Below are 18,477 nucleotides of genomic sequence, written 5' to 3'. Positions count from 1 at the left end.
TGACAGGAACAGGTAAGTGTGGTATCCTGATAACCAGTTAAAGTAAAAATATGAATAAGTTTCATTGGGGGAGCTTGTAGCGGCAGGCTGAGAGGAAGTCACCAACTTCGACCCGTTAACCTGATATGGGTAATGCCAGCGTAGGGAGAGAGCAAGATTCCGGGAGACGTGTTGGCGTCTCCCTTTTTATGTTTCAGGATGCAGAAAGGAGAAAAAATGCTGGGAGAAATACTGGAAAACGTCAGGAGTAAATCGCCTATGATCCAGAACATCACCAATTATGTTACTGCAAATGACTGTGCCAATATTACGTTGGCCTGCGGCGCTTCCCCAACCATGTCGGACGGGGAGGAGGAAGCAGAGGAGATGGGACGCCTCTGCGACGGTCTGAACATCAATATGGGGACCTTGCATCCCCGTTCCGTGAAAGCCATGCTTTTGGCGGGGAAAAGTGCGGGAAGCTGCGGACATCCCATTGTACTTGACCCTGTGGGGGCGGGGGCATCCACATACCGCAGGAAGACAGCGGAACAATTGCTCAGGGAAATTTCTTTTACTGCCATCCGGGGAAATATTTCTGAAATTAAGACCATTGCCGGAGGAGGAAACAGTTCCAAGGGAGTGGATGCTGATGGGGCGGATACTGTGACAGACGAAAATCTGGAAAAGACCATAACATTCGCAAAGGATTTTTCAAAAAAGACAGGGGCAGTGATCGCCATCAGCGGTTGGGAACCCTGTCATGGCAAAGATCACAGGCTGCGGCTGTATGCTCAGCTCCCTCACTGCAGCATATCTGGCAGCCAATCCTGACAGAAGGCTGGAAGCTGTGGCTGCTGCTGTGATCTCCATGGGCCTGTGTGGGGAAAAGGCATTTGAGAAGATGGAAAGTGAGCGCAGGGGCAACGCATCCTGCAGAAACTATCTGATTGATGAGGTATATCATTTGACCGGCAGCGAGCTGGAGAGAGGAGCAAAATATGAACTGCGCTGAGAAAAGAGAAATGGTGAGACGTGCCCTGCTTCTGTATGCCGTTACGGACCGATCCTGGGTGGGGGAAAAGACAATTTATGAGCAGGTAAAAGCATCTCTGGACGGAGGTATTACGCTTTTGCAGCTCAGGGAAAAAGAGATGCCGTATGAGGATTTTCTGCGTGAGGCAAAGGATATAAAGGCTCTTGCCGCCAGTTACCGTGTCCCCATGATGATCAATGACAATGTGGACCTTGCCCTGGCTGTGGATGCGGACGGCGTACATGTGGGGCAGAGCGATATGGAGGCGGGAAGCGTCAGGGAAAAACTGGGCCAGGATAAGATCATCGGCGTCTCCGCCCGGACTGTTTTAGAGGCTTTGCGGGCAGAAAAAGCGGGGGCGGATTATCTGGGCGTGGGGGCAGTGTTTTCCACCTCCACCAAAGAAGACGCGGATGTAATCGCATGGAATACCCTGAAAGAGGTCTGTCAGGCGGTATCCATCCCTGTTGTGGCGATCGGCGGAATTAAGAAAAATAACGTGATGCAGCTTGCCGGAAGCGGTGCGGCAGGCATTTCCGTCATATCCGGCATTTTTGGACAGCCGGATATCAGAACCGCCTGTGAGGAACTGCTGGCACTGGCTAAGGAGATGATAAAAAAATGAGAGGGATAAAGGGTGCCATATTCGACGCGGATGGCACACTCTTTGATTCTATGGGGCTGTGGGACCAGGCAGGAGAGCTCTATCTGAAACGAAAGGGAATCAGGCCCCGGAAGGATATCCGCCAAAAACTGGAGACCATGACAATGGAAGAGTCTGCAGAATATTTCCGCACCAGCTATGGGATTTTGCTCCACAAGGACCAAATCATTGACGAATTTAATACCATGATATATGACTATTATAAAGAGGAAATCCGGATCAAACCGGGACTGCTTTCCGTGCTGGAGGATTTAAAGAGCCGGGGTATCAGAATGTGTATCGCCACATCCACAAACAGGCTTCTTATAGAAGCTGCGCTTAAAAATAACGGAATTGATTCATATTTTACTGGTATCCTCACTTGTACGGAGGCGGGAGCCGGTAAAAGAAATCCACGAATATATGAGATGGCGATGGGAATCATCGGTACAAAAAAAGTAGAGACATTAGTGCTGGAAGATGCATATTTTGCGGCGGAAACAGCGAAAAATGCCGGATTTTTACTGGCAGTTATTCGTGATCTTTATTCGGAAAAAGACAGAGGAAAATTGCTTAAACTGGCTGATGTTTATCTTGAAAAATGGGAAGATTGGGGGCATAAAATGTGAAAAAAGTATTGACTATTGCCGGATCAGACTGCAGCGGAGGAGCCGGAATCCAGGCGGATATTAAAACCATAACAGTCCATAAGATGTACGCCATGAGTGTGATCACAGCACTCACGGCGCAGAATACAACAGGTGTATATGGGATACAGGAGTGTGACGCGGAATTTGTAGGAAAACAGATGGACTGCATTTTCACAGATATCCGCCCGGATGCAGTAAAAATCGGTATGGTCTCCAACGAAAAGATCATACGGGAAATTGCCGGAAGGCTGAAAAAATACCAGGCGCAGGATGTGGTATTAGACCCGGTCATGATATCCACAAGCGGCAGCAGACTCCTATCGGAGGATGCCTCTGAAGCGCTGAGAGAGGAGCTTTTCCCTCTGGCAGCAGTGGTGACACCAAATCTTTCGGAAGCGGAAGCACTCTGTGGTTTTTCTGTGGGCAGCCCCAAGGATATGAAACGAGCCGCAGAAAAAATAGCAAAGTATGGCTCCGGTGCGGTTCTGCTAAAAGGCGGCCATTTGAAAAATGGAGCGGATGATCTTTTATATGAGAAGGGCAGATGTACCTGGTTTTCCACAAAGAGGATAGAAAATCCCAATACACACGGAACAGGATGCACCTTGTCTTCCGCCATTGCCTGTAGTCTTGCTGCAGGATATCCTCTGGAAAGAAGCGTAAAGAATGCCAAAAATTACCTGACCGGTGCGCTGCAGGACGGGCTTGATCTGGGAAAGGGCAGCGGACCTTTGAACCATATGTACAGATTACCTCCTTTTGCAATTGGCTATCCATTTCGGTGATCCGTAATAATTTTTGTAATATGTATACGAAAAAGAACATAAAAGATTCGTTCCTTTTATTGACAATTCTTAAAAAAATGCATTATACTACAGATGTTATATAACTGGCGGAAGTGGAATGAACCACAGGGAGTATAACGTTGATTTAGCCGACCGTCTGGGCAGAAGTTGTCTGGATAGGACCGGCTTTTTTTAATATATCCGGTCCGGTCTAAAGGCAGCTTCTACACAATTATTGTCTTAGAAGGAGGACTTGCAAAGATGAATAACTTCAAACAATGGGATGGATTTAAAGGTAGAATCTGGAAGGAAGAAGTCAATACTCGTGACTTTATCCAGCACAACTACGAACCGTATGAAGGAAATCAGGAGTTCCTGGAAGGCCCCACCGAAGCAACGGAAAAACTCTGGTCTGCACTGTCAAAACTGCAGAAAGAGGAACGTGCAAAAGGCGGCGTTCTGGATATGGATACGGAGATTGTATCCTCACTGACTTCCCATGGGCCGGGCTATATCAGTGAAGAATTAAAAGACCTGGAAAAGGTAGTAGGGCTTCAGACCGACAAACCACTGAAACGGGCATTTATGCCTTATGGCGGTATTAAAATGGCAGAGGATTCTTGTACATCCAATGGCTATACACCGGCTCCGGAGCTTCATAAAATCTTTACAGAATATCATAAAACTCATAATCAGGGTGTCTTCGATGCGTATACACCGGAGATGAAAAAAGCCCGTCATAACAAAATCATCACAGGACTTCCGGACACTTATGGCCGTGGCCGTATTGTGGGCGACTACAGAAGAGTGGCGCTTTACGGTGTTGATTTCCTGATGGAAAAGAAAAAAGAAGATTACGATAACTGCGGCTGTGGTATCATGACAGATGAGATCATACGTCAGAGAGAAGAGATTTCCATGCAGTACCGTGCCCTTGCTGATATGAAAAAAATGGCTATGAGCTATGGATATGATATCTCAAAACCGGCACAGAACGCTAAGGAAGCAGTTCAGTGGCTGTATTTCGGATACCTGGCTGCCATCAAGACACAGAATGGTGCAGCCATGAGTGTGGGCCGTGTGGGAACTTTCCTGGATATTTACATGCAGAGAGATCTGGAAAATGGTACACTGACGGAAAAAGAAGCACAGGAGCTGGTAGACCATTTTATCATGAAGCTGAGAATGGTTAAGTTTGCCCGTGTTCCTTCTTACAACCAGCTCTTCTCCGGAGACCCGGTATGGGCTACCGTGGAGGTGGCAGGCATGGGTCAGGACGGCCGTTCCATGGTCACAAAGACAGATTACAGAATCCTCCGCACACTGGAGAATATGGGTCCTGCGCCGGAACCGAACCTGACGGTTCTCTACTCATCAAGACTGCCTGAAAACTTTAAGAAATACGCTGCATTTATCTCTGTGGAGACCAGCTCTATCCAGTATGAAAATGACGATGTGATGCGGCCGGTATGGGGAGATGACTATTCCATCTGCTGCTGTGTATCAGCTACCCAGACAGGAAAAGAAATGCAGTTCTTCGGAGCCCGTGCAAACCTGGCAAAATGCCTCTTATATGCCATCAACGGCGGTATGGATGAGAAGTCAAGGGTTCAGGTGGGACCTGAATATAAACCGATCACTTCCGATTACCTGGAATATGATGAGCTTGTCCGCAAATATGAAATTATGATGGACTGGCTGGCAGGGCTGTATGTAAATACCCTGAACCTGATCCAGTATATGCACGACAAATATTATTATGAAGCAGCAGAGATGGCACTGATCGATACAGATGTGCGCAGAACTTTTGCAACAGGAATTGCAGGCTTTTCCCATGTGGTGGATTCCCTGTCCGCTGTGAAATACGCCAAGGTAAAAGTTGTGCGTGATGAGGAAGGAATGGCAGTGGACTTCGAGACAGAGGGTGATTTCCCCCGCTACGGTAATGACGATGACAGAGCAGATGATATTGCGGTATGGCTGCTGCACACATTCCTGGAAAAGTTGAAAAAATATCCGACCTACCGGAATTCCGAGCCGACCACATCCATCCTGACCATCACTTCCAATGTGGTTTACGGAAAGGCAACAGGAGCGCTGCCGGATGGCAGAAAAGCGGGAGAACCGCTTTCACCCGGTGCGAACCCAAGCTACGGTGCAGAGAAAAACGGCCTTCTGGCTTCCCTGAACTCTGTTGCAAAGCTTCCATATGAGTGGGCACTGGACGGAATCTCCAACACACAGACCATCAACCCAGGTGCCATCGGACATTCTGAGGAGGAGAGGATCAACAATCTGATGCACATTCTGGACGGATACTTTGACCAGGGTGCACATCACTTAAATGTGAATGTGTTTGGCATTGAGAAGCTGGTGGATGCCATGGAACATCCGGAAAAAGAGGAGTATGCAAACTTTACGATCCGTGTATCCGGTTATGCGGTTAAATTCATTGATCTGACACGCGAGCAGCAGCTTGACGTGATCGCCCGCTCCGCACATGAGCGCATTTAGTTCGAGAAAAGGCTCCATCCATTCGATCGAAAGCTTTGGTTCCGTGGACGGGCCAGGGGTCCGGTTTGTGATTTTTCTGCAGGGCTGCAGGATGCGCTGCCAGTTCTGCCACAATCCGGATACCTGGAGCACCAGCTCCATGGATATGATGTCAGCAGATGAGGTGTTAGGGCAGGCTCTGCGCTATAAAGCCTACTGGGGAGACAAAGGCGGAATAACCGTCAGCGGCGGGGAACCGCTGCTCCAGATGGACTTTTTGCTGGAGCTTTTTACAAAGGCTAAGGAAGAAGGGGTGCATACGGTCCTGGATACTTCCGGAAATCCGTTTTCCAGGCACGACCCGTTTTTCCATAAATTCAGCCGCCTTATGGAAGCCACGGATTTACTTCTCCTTGACATCAAACAGATTGACAGCGCAAAGCATAAAATCCTGACAGGATGCAGCAACGAAAACATCCTTGATATGGCTGGATATCTGGCCGAAATCAACAAGCCTGTATGGATTCGCCACGTTCTCGTGCCGGAACGGAACGATTATGACGAAGACCTGATACGGCTGGACGCATTTGTAAAAGGCCTGGGCAATGTTCAGCGCTTTGAAGTGCTGCCATACCATACGCTGGGGGTTTTTAAATGGCAGGATATGCGCATCCCTTATCCCCTGCAGGGGATTGACCCTCCCACGAAAGAGCGGGTGGAGAATGCCAACCGGCTGCTTCATACAAGTGAATATACAGGTTATCTGAACGCATAGGAAGAGCGGCAGCGGAAATTGATATGATAGATTTCCGCTGCCGCTCTGCATTTTGGAAGTATCTGCTAAAAATAATAATCCGGCGTTGAGTTTGTCCTGCATTTATGCTATCATTAGAAACTGGAATGCGAATAAATATTCTGCTGCGGAAGGGAGCTGTGATATGATACTCGACGTGATTTTAGATGCTTTGCTGGATACAGCCAAGCTGATTCCTTTCCTGTTCCTGACTTATCTGGTCATGGAATATCTGGAACATAAAACAAAGAATAAGTCTAAGCAGATCATGCAAAAGTCAGGGCATTTTGGGCCTCTCATTGGCGGTGTGGCAGGTGCGTTTCCCCAGTGTGGGTTCTCAGCCGCTGCAGCCAGCCTTTACTCCGGAGGCGTCATATCAGCGGGAACTCTGCTGGCTATTTTTCTTTCCACTTCAGATGAAATGCTTCCTATCTTTATCTCCGAATCTGTGGCAGCAGGTACAATCCTGCGGATCCTGGGTCTGAAAGTTGTTCTTGGAGCTGTATCCGGGTCTGCCATTGATGTATTATGGCGTTTTGGCGGCAAGAAGAGGAGAGAGCGGGAAGAACATAATCATATACACAGGGAACATCATGAGAAAGATATCCATGATCTGTGCGAATCCGAACACTGCCATTGTGAGAACGGCAGCATTATCAAATCGGCTTTTTTACACACGCTTCAGATTACGGTCTTCATCTTTCTCATATCCCTGGTGATCGGATTCTGCGTGGAATTGGTGGGAAGTGACAAGATCGGATACTTTATCAGCACAAAACCGGTTGTTGGTGTGTTTTTGGCCGCACTGGTAGGACTGATCCCTAACTGTGCCTCCTCTGTGGTGATCACCCAACTCTACCTGACCGGTATTCTGGGAGCCGGACAGATGATGGCGGGACTTCTGGTAGGCGCGGGCGTAGGTATTCTGGTGCTCTGCAGAACCAATAAGGGAGTGAAAGAAAACCTGGGACTCATAGGGATTTTATACGGAACAGGCGTGTTCTGGGGAATTCTGATAGAGATGCTGGGAATTGTACTGTGATACCATAGCTTTATCTTTGTTAGGTGTAATGTTAAAAAAAGCTGGCACTTGTGTATGAGATGCCAGCTTTTTTTCTTATATTACCTGTACCCGGAAGGCAGTGGTCTGTGGTGGAATACTGGCTGTCTGGAAGTTTGCGTGGGTGATCCTGACCGTCTGTCCGGGACGGAGAAAGCGGAGACTCACCGGAATACCGGAACGGTTTAAAATGACCGTGTCATCAGTTATGACAAATCTGGTCTGACTGTTTATATCGTTTGGATCGCCTGTATAGAGGAATCTGTTTCTCAGATCAATGGAAGCGATCCTTCCCGTTGTGGTACTGGTCTGTGGGCGGGGCTGTCTCTTGACAAGGATCAGAAAAGCATTTGCCTGTGGGGGAATACTTCTGGTCATACGTGAAGAGAACACAACATTTACCCACATGCCTTTTTGAATCTGGCATGAGTCAATGCGCCTGCCAAAGGCATCCAGGATGACTGTGTTTCTTCCCACGTTTAAACGCAGATTTTGTATCGAGACCGTCTGGTTTGCTTCGGGGACCGCGTAAGATACAAGGATATGTCCTATCTTGTTATCGTAACAAAATACATCCTCAACAAGAGCGTTATCTATGCGCATAACATTACCTTGCTGGATGATCGTGCCTCGGGGATCATTGTTCATAATATGTGTACCTGAGCATTATTTGTTGCTTTATTATATGCAGGTTTTGAAAAAATGTCAGTAAGATATATGAAATTGGGAAATATTGAGGTTGGGATTTTTTATAGAAATATATATAAATTGAATGAGATTTTAGGTTGAGCCAGCAAGGAATAATGTATAAACCCCGCCGACTTAGCTGTATGGATCAACCATAGCTCTGACTAGTTAAGATACAGAGTATCAATGCCTGTCACTGCTGATTGCGTGCAGGCATTGATAGGATAGTGAAATAATATTCCGGCTTAAGCGGCACAAACATTAACAGCCTGCATACCGCGGTTTCCCTGAGTTAAATCATAAGTTACGGCCTGGCCGTCGTCAAGAGATTTGTAACCATCGCAATTGATCCCTGAGAAATGTACGAATACATCAGATCCGTCTTCCCCTGTAATAAATCCGAACCCTTTTTCTGAGTTAAACCATTTTACTGTACCTTTATTCATGAAAGATACCTCCTATTTTTTATATGCATTTTACAAAACAAAAAACGCATATAGCAGTAAATCATTAATAAAAGAATGACTTACTGCTGTATGCGAAATCAAGGCTTTATCAAAACACTTTCTATAGATTACCATAGAAAAGGAGCTATGTCAAGAAAAAAATAAAAAAATTTTGTGCCGGCAAAGCACAATGAGCTTGTAAAAGAATAAAAAAATAGGTATACTACATACTTGCAGGGACCTTGCAGTTTGAAGTGATACTGTAAGGCAGCTCGTGTATCAGCAATTATCACATAGTATGTGTGATGATCTAATATAACAAAAGGAGTACGCAATTATGCCAGTATTTGATTTCAGCAATTCGGACAATAAAAAGAAGAGTGAGTTTCAGTGTACATACACCGTGTTTCGTTCCAATGAGAATACAGCCTCCCCGGACAGGCCCATTCTGCTTCTGGACAACCATGAGCGGAAATGGAAGCACCATTCCTGCGGTGTTTTTGCCAATCAGAATCAGCAGACGGCCTTTGAATTTAAGGAGGAGGATAAAACGGTCAGTGCAGATATTCTGCAGATAGATGCCCGCTTTGTCAGCCTGATCCACTGGCTGGGTGATAACCACATCAATGTGCGCCTGTCCGGCGAGAACAGGGAAGACGGCTATGCGGTTTACAAGATTCGGGAGATCGCTTTTGGTGGGGGAACCAAGCTTTCCGCTGAGGATGGTTTTCTGCAGTTTATGATAGAAAGATTATTGGCAGGCAGTGCGCCTGTGGAGGAGAATGAGGACGAAGACCAGGAGGAGACCGGCGACAGTATGAAACTCACCAGTCTGCAGAGCATCACAGACTTCATGACCTGTGCAGGTAAGACTATGCCGGACAATATCCGCCTTTGGGCAAGGAGAAATCTGGCTGTTGCCCGCTCTCATGAGGTATCCCCTGAGGAGAGGCGCCATGCCCAGCGTGCACTTTCCATCATGATGAATATCCAGTGGAAGAACAATTATTTTGAGGCTATTGATCCTGAAAAAGCGCGCAGAATTCTGGATGAAGAGCTTTACGGTATGGAGCGGGTGAAACAGCGGATCATGGAGACGATCATACAGATCAACCGTACCCATACCCTTCCGGCATACGGCATTTTACTGGTGGGACCTGCCGGAACGGGAAAATCCCAGATTGCTTATGCGGTTGCACGTATATTAAAACTGCCGTGGACAACGCTGGATATGAGTTCTATCAACGACCCGGAACAGTTGACCGGAAGTTCCCGTATCTATGCAAATGCAAAGCCGGGAATTATTATGGAGGCTTTCTCCATGGCAGGTGAATCCAACCTTGTCTTTATTATCAACGAACTGGATAAGGCCTCTTCGGGAAAAGGCAATGGAAATCCGGCAGATGTCCTTCTGACACTTCTTGATAACCTGGGCTTTACAGACAATTATATTGAATGTATGGTTCCCACTGTTGGCGTATATCCCATAGCCACAGCCAATGATAAGGAGCAGATCAGTGCACCGCTCATGTCGCGTTTTGCTGTCATTGATATTCCGGATTATACGGCGGAAGAGAAGAAAATTATTTTCTCCCGGTATGCCCTGCCAAAAGTCCTGGGGCGCATGGGCCTGCAGGAAAAGGAATGCGTTGTAACGGAAGAAGCTTATGACGCAGTTGTGGAAAAATATGCGGACACTACCGGTATCCGTGATCTGGAGCAGGCAGCAGAGCATATGGCAGCCAATGCGTTGTATCAGATTGAAGTGAATCATTTGTCAAAAGTAGTTTTTGATGCGGAGATGGTGCGGAGTCTGCTGGAATAAAGCAGAAGAGCTCTGCTCTATATGAGATTTTTTACCGTTTCTGCAAACCTGCAGACGTCATCAGGCGCATCAAAACTATACAGCAGACCATAAGGGATACTATAATCCCAATTTACCGGAATAGACACAAGTCCCGGATGGACTTCCTGCCAGCATTCAATGGTGAGGAGAATATTTCCGGTTTCTGCGCAGCGGTTAAACACCGATAAATCATAAAACGGAGGGGTGTCCTCTATTCTGATCTGAGGATGGTGTTTTTCTAAATCGCTGCGCAGAAAGTCATTGACGCCGGAATCTCCGCGCGCAACCATCATCAATGTTTCACCATATAAATCTTCTATATGGATCTGTTCTTTACCTGCCAATGGATGTTCCCTGGATACGGCGATCATTTTTCGGTATCGCCCGAGAGGGAGGAAGTTGCAGCGGGAAAGCCACTCCTTGGAATCACACACACCGATCAGAAAATCGAATTTTTTTCCCAACTGTTCTATTTCAGTCAAAATCCCCTCATGATCATCTTCAAAAGGAACCAGATGCAGCTTATACGCAGGAAACTCCTTGTTCACGCGATACCATAGATCCATAAATGGCTTTGCCGGGTTTAAAAGAGAGGTGCCGATGCAGAAAGTAGTATCATTTGCATGGAGGGCAGCTTTGGCGCTCGCAAGGGACTTTTGGGAATAGTTGATCAGGAATTTGGCGTCCCGGTAAATAACATTTCCCGCAGCCGTCAGACGGACGCCGGATGGGGTGCGCTCTACCAGTTTTACATCCAGATGATTTTCCAGGGCATTCATCTGCTTCATAACAGCGGTGGGAGAGATATACAAGTGGGCAGCCGCCTTGGTAAAACTGCCGCAGTCAGCAACCGCTAGAAAGGTATCCAGCATGTGGTTATACATATCGAACCTCCTTCTTGCATTAACTTAAAGTTTATACAAGGATAACATATTGGAGATTTAAAATCAAGGATAGGGAGGTGAGGGTTAAGGGGTTGGGAATCCGTTGACTTTTTTGGGGCCGACCGGTATTTATTACTATAATAAAGGAGCTCGTGTCGAAAAGTTGGAGGGAAAATACTTGTAAAAATTGACTTTGCCAAGCTGACCGTCTATAATATGGTTAATCTCAGAAGATGAAAACCGGATATTGTTTATGAGAGGATTTCATAACAAACCTGGTAGGATAAGTATGTCGGATGGAACACGGCGCATTCACTATACCGTATGGCATTCTCAGGTGATCTTACCGGCTGCTGCTTTCTATATTCCATGACAACTGAGAAAAAGCTAATGGCTTTCAGAGCGCGTTTAACAAGTCTGCTGGTTATCATTATTTAAGGAAATTTGGCATAATAGCAAGTTTTGTAAAGCAGAGGGTAGATTTTTCTGTTTTGCCGAGGAGAAAACATTTTATTATCATGAATAAATTTACATATCAAGTTATTATTTTAGCAGCAGCCCTATTTATGCTGGCAGGTACAGGACTGGCTGTTTTTTCTAATGCCTGGGTGGAAGGAAACCGTTATGATTCCCACGTGGCTGATTATGAAAATAAACAAATGATCCAGTCAGATGAATCTGACATAGATGAGCAGACAGTACATAATTTTGTACCGTCTTTCAGAGTGCTTTTTCAACAGGTTTTAAAACAATTCAGGGGAAGACAGACTCCCTTTCATTGGCTTTCCAATCTTAATATGTCTCTGTACATTTTTTCCATTGTGCTCGGCGGAGGCATTTTTTTGTTGTTCCTGTTTTACGCTTCGCTGCCCAATCAGTTTTGTGTCAAACTGAATATCACCCATAAGTCGGACGGAAAAAAACGTCCTCTGTAGACTCACGTATCTTTCCGATACGCACAAGTTACAGAATAAGTAAAATGACAGAAATGGGAGAATAAAAATGGAAATATCTGATATTTTAAAATTACTTGGTGGTCTTGCGTTGTTTTTGTACGGCATGCAGATGATGAGCAATGGGTTAGAGACGGCTGCAGGAAACAAAATGAAGCAGATTCTTGAAAGGCTGACTTCCAACCGGATCAAAGGAGTCTTTGCCGGAGCTGCGATAACGGCAGTGATTCAATCGTCTTCCGCTACCACTGTTATGGTGGTTGGTTTTGTAAATTCCGGCCTCATGACCCTGAACCAGGCAGTATGGGTCATTATGGGCGCCAATATCGGTACAACAATTACCGGGCAGCTCATCGCACTGGATATCGGCGCTATTGCTCCGTTGATCGCCTTTCTGGGGGTTGCGGCTATTCTTTTCGTCAAAAATGAAAAAGTAAAGCATATCAGTGAGATTTTTGCGGGTCTGGGTGTGCTCTTTATTGGTATGGATATGATGGGGGCTGCCATGGTACCGCTTCAGAATTCAGAAACTTTTATCCACTTTATGACTACATTCAGTAACCCGCTGGTAGGCATCTTGATAGGTGCTGCGTTTACCGCTGTCATACAGTCTTCATCAGCATCTGTGGGTATTTTACAGGCCCTGGCAGGCACAGGTATGATTCCTCTTTCCAGTGCGGTATACATTTTGTTTGGACAAAATATCGGAACCTGTATTACGGCTGTTTTAGCGTCTATTGGTACAAAAGTGAATGCAAAGCGAACAACCGTGATCCATCTAATGTTCAATATAATCGGTACAATCATATTTACAGTAATCTGTCTCTTAACACCGTTTACTGTTTTTATGGAACATCTTACACCGGGAAATCCGGTAGCTCAGATCGCCAATGTCCATACCGTATTTAATATTGTCACAACGCTGCTTTTGCTGCCGTTTGGTACCTATATGGCGCGTCTTGCAGAACAGATTCTTCCGGATAAACAAAGTGAGCAGGAAGAAATATTCCACCTGGAATATATACAGCCGTTTGAAAGGCATTACCCCATGGGGCAGGGGGCTGTGGTCCTGACACAGATCAATCTGGAAATAGAGCGGATGCGGAAAATTGTCTGTGAAACGGTTGCGGGCAGTTTTGATGCGGTATTTCACGATACAGTACAAAGTAAAGAGGGGCTGGAACAGAAAGAGGAGTATATTGATTATCTGAATGCAGAAGTATCCCGCTATATCGTGTCTGTGATGCACCATGAGATGGCAGCGGAAGATTCTGTTAAAATCAGTGGATACTATAAGATGCTGGGAAACCTGGAACGGATCGGTGACCATGCTATGAATATTCTGGGATATGCAGCCAGCATGAAAAAAATGGGGGTTGTTTTTTCAGATAAAGCAAAACAGGAAATTGCGATCATGAAGGGTATGAGCCTTCAGATTCTGGAAGATGTTGCAGGGGATCAGATCTCAGATATAAAAACCATGCTGGAGAAAACCTCACGTGACGAGCAGAAAATAGATGATATCCGAAATGAAAATCTGAGGCAGCAGATGGAGCGAATTGGTAAAAACGAATGTGTGGCAGATGCCAGTATTTTCTTTTCTGAATTGCTGACAGACTTTGAACGTATTGGTGACCATGCATTGAACATAGCCGAGCAATATCATGAAATGCTGACAAGAGTAGTTTGATCTATTGGGAGATGCATGTCTTGGAAAGTATGGCTGAGAGAGGGGTGGGTTTTAGAAAGCAGCGGAGTTGTTTTGTAGTCAAGCGATAGATTTTTGGTTGGCAGTGAGGGAGGAATAATGGAATATAGAGAAGACAAAAAAGGAAACAAAATCTCTGCCCTGGGTTTTGGATGTATGCGATTTACCAGAAAGGGCAGCAGTATTGATCTGGATAAGGCAGAAAAGGAAGTGATGGAGGCAATTGCCTCAGGAGTGAACTATCTGGACACGGCCTATATCTACCCTGGAAGTGAAGCAGCATTGGGGGAAATACTGCACCGGAATCACTGCCGTTCCAAAGTAAATATTGCCACAAAACTGCCTCATTATATGATAAAATCCATGAACGGTGTGGAGAAGACGTTTCAGGAGGAGTTAAGGAGGCTTAAAACAGATTATGTGGATTATTATCTAATGCATATGCTGACAGATACTTCTACCTGGGATAAGCTGGTCAAGATGGGAATCCCGGACTGGATAAAAGAAAAAACAGCCGCCGATGCTATTCGGAATATTGGCTTTTCTTATCACGGAAATACAGAGATGTTTAAAGAGTTGATTGATGTCTACGATTGGGATTTCTGTCAGATCCAGTATAATTATCTGGATGAAAATTCTCAGGCGGGCAGAGAGGGGTTACAGTATGCCCATGCCAAGGGAATGCCTGTTATCATTATGGAACCCCTGCGGGGAGGACGTCTGGTAAATCTTTTGCCGGATTCTGCAAAGCAGCTTATCAGGCAGCAGGGGAAGGGAATCACCCCGGCCGCTCTGGCCTTCAAGTGGCTGTATGATCAGCCGGAAGTGACCTGCGTTCTATCAGGAATGAATTCCATGGGGATGGTGAAAGAAAATGTTCGGACAGCATCAGAAAGTCCTGCAGGCAGTTTGACGTCAGAAGAAGAGGAATTGATAGACCAGGTAAAAGAAGAGATTAAAAAAAGCGTAAAGGTGGGCTGCACAGGCTGTGGGTATTGTATGCCCTGTCCAAAAGGCGTGGATATCCCCGGAACATTTCTTTGTTATAATGCTGTTTACACAGAGGGGAAAAGCGCTGCCAGGATGGATTATTTGAGATGTACGGCGTTTCGTAAGAATTTTTCCGGCGCTTCCCAGTGTGTTGCGTGTGGAAAATGCGAAAAACACTGTCCGCAGCAGATAGAGATAAGAAAAGAATTAAAAAATGCAGCAAGAGAGCTGGAAAATTTCACGTATAAAGCGGCAAAAAGTGCGGTTAGGTTACTGCATTTGTATTAAGAAGTATGTAAATGGGTGTTTTAAAAACAAAATTAATGTATGGTAATCCGTTTATGGAGATGCAGTAGGCGGCAGAACAAAATTTGGTAAGGATAGCATACCCCTGGCAGCCGGAAGGCTGCAGCAGTCTAACTGTTATGCAGATACTTTGAGAAGCAGGACAGATGTGACTGTAAAGGGAAAACATGATAAAACACAGGAAAGTGATATGGAGATTGTCAGGCGTATATCTGAACTGGCAAAGAGAAAAGATGCTTCGGTATAAAACTTATGCAGCAGGAAATAGTTATCCGGTAGAAAAGTATGTGCCTCATAATATTGTGGGGTAATATAGGTTTGGAGCAGTTAGCGGTCATGGTATTGGGGGTGAGCCTGATATTATGATCGCTTTTATGTTTGCGTAGGAGTGGTTGGGGATGGAAAAATTATTGTAGATGTTCTGTATAGCAATCATTTGTCACTTGTGGTAAAATTTTGTCATTGGTATATGATAATTCCGCAGTGCATTATGCCTGGGAGGAACCTAAAGAGGTAAAATCTTTGCCGGAAGTAAAACAGCAGCAGTAAATTTCGGGAAGCTTTTTTGATTCCGAAAGGGCTTAGGCAATTACGCCTAGAATGGTACAGATAAGTTTTGGGTAGATTCTGAAATTATTGTGAAGTTGAGCATAAGGGTACGATATATTATATACGGGCATGAGATATGCAAAGCAAGATTTTCGGGGGCACAATGATATAGGTAAAGGGGTGCCAATGAAGATTGCAATTTAGGATTATTCGATTGTGTACAAGTGAACAAGATGTTAAAATACAAATAATGACTTGCTGGTTATACAACAAATAGGGGCGAATCAATGCCTGTAAATTATGGAAATATATGAAGAATGTAAAATGATGATAATGGATTTGATTATATCTGCAAAAATTCATACCAATGCGCTAGTGAAACTTGGGAAAATGAAAATGTCCGCGTGGGAGTGTTGGGTAGGGTATGTGAGATTCAGGATTGCAAATCAGACGACATCGCGGACATTGTTTAACTATATAGAGAATTATTAAATATAGTGGTGGAAAAGACGAAAAACCGTATAATTTAACCTTAGAAAAACGCAAATTTGCATAGTGGTTTACGAAAAATCATCGGACGGTATAGAGGTTGACCGTAAATCAAGAGACGATTAGAATCTTCTATTAGTGCAAGAAGTAAGGTGGTCAGCCTTTAAAAATTAATTGTATACTTTAGTTAATAGGAGTTGATATTTAGTGGGAATAGAAAAACCTACTGAACCAAGATTTCATGGAGAAGTAACAGAAAAAAGTCATAAAACTATGAGTCGTATTCGTGGAAAAGACACTGTGATTGAAACAAAACTACGAAAGGAATTGTGGAAAAAGGGATATCGCTATAGAAAGAATTATAAAGATTTACCGGGAAGGCCAGACATAGTCTTAATAAAATATCATATTGCTATTTTTTGTGATAGTGAGTTTTTCCATGGGAAAGATTGGGAAATTTTGCGGCCTCGCTTGGAAAAAGGAAGAAATCCGGATTATTGGGTGAAAAAAATCCAGCGTAATATGCAGCGGGATATTGAAAAAGATCAGGCACTACAATATCTGGGATGGTCAGTTATTCATTTTTGGGGGAAAGACATATTGGAAAAACCAGAAGAATGTATTCGGGTAATAGAGGAAGTGATTTTTGATCAAAAAATTGAGAAGATAGATTATGATGAGGAGATTTAATATGCAATACAAATTAGAATATGATGAAGCTGATCCCATATCGATTGAAGAATACGGAAAAAAACTGGTAGGAAAAACTTTTGCTGAGGTATGTGTAGAAGATGATATAACAAAAGCCATGGTTGTTCGAGAAATAAACAACTACGAAGCGAAACACGAAAATAAAAAAAGAAAAGGTGGACTTGGTGAATTAATTGAAGAAAGATATTTTCATTATGAGGCAAATAATGATGCTAAACCAGATTTTGAAAAAGCTGGAGTAGAACTAAAAGTCACACCATATAAGATAAATAAAAATGGAACTATTTCTGCAAAGGAGAGGCTTATCCTAACTATGATCGATTACTATTCAGTGGTTAATGAAACCTTTGTAGAAAGCCATATGTGGCAAAAAGCAAGATTGATTTTACTGATTTATTATTTGTATCAAAAAGAAATTGAGAATAGATTGGATTATAAAATTGGTTATGTGAAACTTTTTTCTCCACCGGAACAGGATATCAAAATTATCGAACAAGATTTTTATGTTATATCAGAAAAAATAAGGGCTGGTAAGGCACATGAACTGTCTGAAAGTGATACTCTATATCTGGGCGCAGCACCAAAGGCCTCCAGTTCAAGAGATAGACGAAAACAACCGTTTAGTAGTGAATTGGCAAAACCGAGGGCATTTGCATTTAAAAATTCATATATGACCTATGTTCTGAATAATTACATTATTCCAGGTAAAATCACATATGAACCAATTATTAAAGGAAAGGCAGAAGTCTCTTTTGAAAATTATGTTGTAGAGAAGATAAATACATATTGTGGGTATACTGTCAAAAAATTGTGTGAGGAATTTCAGATTGATATTCAGAAAAAAACAAAAAATCTAGAAGCAATGTTAGCGTATAGGATATTGGGCATTAAGGGAAATCATGCGGAGGAATTTGAAAAAGCAAATATTGCGGTGAAGACTATCAGGATTGAAAAAAATAATAAAATCAGAGAAAATATGTCATTTCCTACATTTAAATTTAAAGAATTGGTGCAAGAGGAGTGGGATGACTCTATTTTTGGAAATTATCTCCGTGAGACCCGATTTTTGTTTGTTGTCTATAAATATGATAGAGAAAGTGAATTAAGGTTGAAAGGATGTCAATTTTGGAATATTCCTTACAAAGATTTGGAAGGTGATGTTAAATCTGTATGGGAAGCGACAAAGCAAGTGATGCTGGATGGATTGAAAATAGAAGTCCGAAACGGGAAAAATTATAATAATTTTCCTAAAGCATCTGATAATCCAGTATGTCACGTCAGACCACACGCAAGAAATGCAAAAGATACATATGACTTGCCAGACGGCAGGAAATTTCCAAAACAATGTTTTTGGTTGAATAATTCTTACATATTAAGCCAATTAGAAAAAAGATTTTTAGAAAAATAGAAAAAGATCTTTACAAAGTTCTGTATTTATCATAAAATTAATCGGAATGGTTGTATATAAA

15 protein-coding genes, 1 pseudogene and 2 riboswitches are annotated in these 18,477 nt (G+C 43.9%); of the genes and pseudogenes, 13 read left to right on the top strand and 3 right to left on the bottom strand.

The annotated features are described in order from the left end of the window. Window positions 1-56: 56 nt before the first annotated feature. Window positions 57-165: riboswitch (TPP riboswitch) on the top strand. Between the two features lie 51 nt (window positions 166-216). The 7 genes and pseudogenes from thiM to A4V09_RS09195 all read left to right on the top strand — a co-directional run bounded on the left by thiM (window position 217) and on the right by A4V09_RS09195 (window position 7,421). Then, window positions 217-994 (top strand): annotated as a pseudogene (thiM, locus tag A4V09_RS09225) (hydroxyethylthiazole kinase). Further along, window positions 981-1,640 carry a thiamine phosphate synthase gene (gene thiE, locus A4V09_RS09220; RefSeq protein ID WP_065542081.1) on the top strand — a complete coding sequence of 220 codons (660 nt, stop codon included), beginning with the start codon at window positions 981-983 and terminating at the stop codon, window positions 1,638-1,640. The pseudogene thiM and the gene thiE overlap by 14 nt, the downstream one beginning before the upstream one ends. After that, window positions 1,637-2,287 carry an HAD family hydrolase gene (locus tag A4V09_RS09215; RefSeq protein ID WP_065542080.1) on the top strand — a complete coding sequence of 217 codons (651 nt, stop codon included), beginning with the start codon at window positions 1,637-1,639 and terminating at the stop codon, window positions 2,285-2,287. The genes thiE and A4V09_RS09215 overlap by 4 nt, the downstream gene beginning before the upstream one ends. Continuing rightward, window positions 2,284-3,093, top strand: coding sequence for a bifunctional hydroxymethylpyrimidine kinase/phosphomethylpyrimidine kinase (gene thiD, locus A4V09_RS09210; protein WP_065542079.1), 810 nt, complete (start codon window positions 2,284-2,286; stop codon window positions 3,091-3,093). Before A4V09_RS09215 ends, thiD begins: the two co-directional genes overlap by 4 nt. A 90-nt stretch (window positions 3,094-3,183) precedes the next feature. Beyond that, window positions 3,184-3,263, top strand: a riboswitch (ZMP/ZTP riboswitch). A gap of 91 nt (window positions 3,264-3,354) precedes the next feature. Continuing rightward, window positions 3,355-5,607, top strand: a complete 2,253-nt coding sequence (pflB, locus tag A4V09_RS09205; protein ID WP_065542078.1) for a formate C-acetyltransferase — start codon at window positions 3,355-3,357, stop codon at window positions 5,605-5,607. After that, a complete protein-coding gene (pflA, locus tag A4V09_RS09200) occupies window positions 5,594-6,361 on the top strand; it encodes a pyruvate formate-lyase-activating protein (RefSeq protein ID WP_065542077.1) in 768 nt (255 codons plus the stop codon). The genes pflB and pflA overlap by 14 nt, the downstream gene beginning before the upstream one ends. Before the next feature lie 163 nt (window positions 6,362-6,524). After that, window positions 6,525-7,421 carry a putative manganese transporter gene (locus A4V09_RS09195; protein WP_065544711.1) on the top strand — a complete coding sequence of 299 codons (897 nt, stop codon included), beginning with the start codon at window positions 6,525-6,527 and terminating at the stop codon, window positions 7,419-7,421. Window positions 7,422-7,496: 75 nt separating this feature from the next. Here A4V09_RS09195 and A4V09_RS09190 read toward each other — a convergent pair whose 3' ends face one another. Together A4V09_RS09190 and A4V09_RS09185 are read right to left on the bottom strand one after the other, a co-directional pair. Beyond that, on the bottom strand, window positions 7,497-8,087 hold the full coding sequence (locus A4V09_RS09190) for a hypothetical protein (protein WP_065542076.1): 591 nt from the start codon (window positions 8,085-8,087) through the stop codon (window positions 7,497-7,499). 284 nt (window positions 8,088-8,371) lie between these two features. Further along, on the bottom strand, window positions 8,372-8,572 hold the full coding sequence (locus A4V09_RS09185; RefSeq protein ID WP_065542075.1) for a cold-shock protein: 201 nt from the start codon (window positions 8,570-8,572) through the stop codon (window positions 8,372-8,374). Window positions 8,573-8,909: 337 nt separating this feature from the next. Between A4V09_RS09185 and A4V09_RS09180 the strand changes: the two genes are divergently transcribed. After that, complete coding sequence (locus A4V09_RS09180) at window positions 8,910-10,397, top strand: AAA family ATPase (RefSeq protein WP_065542074.1); 1,488 nt, start codon at window positions 8,910-8,912, stop codon at window positions 10,395-10,397. Window positions 10,398-10,414: 17 nt separating this feature from the next. On the opposite strand, the gene A4V09_RS09175 is transcribed toward A4V09_RS09180, so the two are convergent. Continuing rightward, complete coding sequence (locus tag A4V09_RS09175; protein WP_065542073.1) at window positions 10,415-11,302, bottom strand: LysR family transcriptional regulator; 888 nt, start codon at window positions 11,300-11,302, stop codon at window positions 10,415-10,417. Between the two features lie 566 nt (window positions 11,303-11,868). Here A4V09_RS09175 and A4V09_RS09170 point away from each other — a divergent pair. From A4V09_RS09170 to A4V09_RS09150, 5 genes are all read left to right on the top strand, one after another. Continuing rightward, window positions 11,869-12,237 (top strand): hypothetical protein, encoded by a 369-nt coding sequence (locus tag A4V09_RS09170; RefSeq protein ID WP_157123484.1) that lies wholly within the window; start codon window positions 11,869-11,871, stop codon window positions 12,235-12,237. A 67-nt stretch (window positions 12,238-12,304) separates the two neighbouring features. Beyond that, the gene (locus A4V09_RS09165; protein ID WP_065542071.1) at window positions 12,305-13,945 is read left to right on the top strand and encodes a Na/Pi cotransporter family protein; all 1,641 of its coding nucleotides are present in this window, start codon (window positions 12,305-12,307) and stop codon (window positions 13,943-13,945) included. Window positions 13,946-14,062: 117 nt separating this feature from the next. Further along, a complete protein-coding gene (locus A4V09_RS09160; protein ID WP_065542070.1) occupies window positions 14,063-15,241 on the top strand; it encodes an aldo/keto reductase in 1,179 nt (392 codons plus the stop codon). Between the two features lie 1,263 nt (window positions 15,242-16,504). Further along, complete coding sequence (locus A4V09_RS09155; protein WP_084043515.1) at window positions 16,505-16,987, top strand: very short patch repair endonuclease; 483 nt, start codon at window positions 16,505-16,507, stop codon at window positions 16,985-16,987. A gap of 1 nt (window position 16,988) precedes the next feature. Further along, a complete protein-coding gene (locus A4V09_RS09150; protein WP_065542069.1) occupies window positions 16,989-18,416 on the top strand; it encodes a Sau3AI family type II restriction endonuclease in 1,428 nt (475 codons plus the stop codon). The last annotated feature ends 61 nt before the right edge of the window (window positions 18,417-18,477 follow it).

The sequence above is a fragment of the Blautia pseudococcoides genome, assembly GCF_001689125.2.
Taxonomy (GTDB): Bacteria; Bacillota; Clostridia; order Lachnospirales; family Lachnospiraceae; genus Blautia; species Blautia pseudococcoides.
This window is presented reverse-complemented; position numbering and strand designations above follow the sequence as displayed.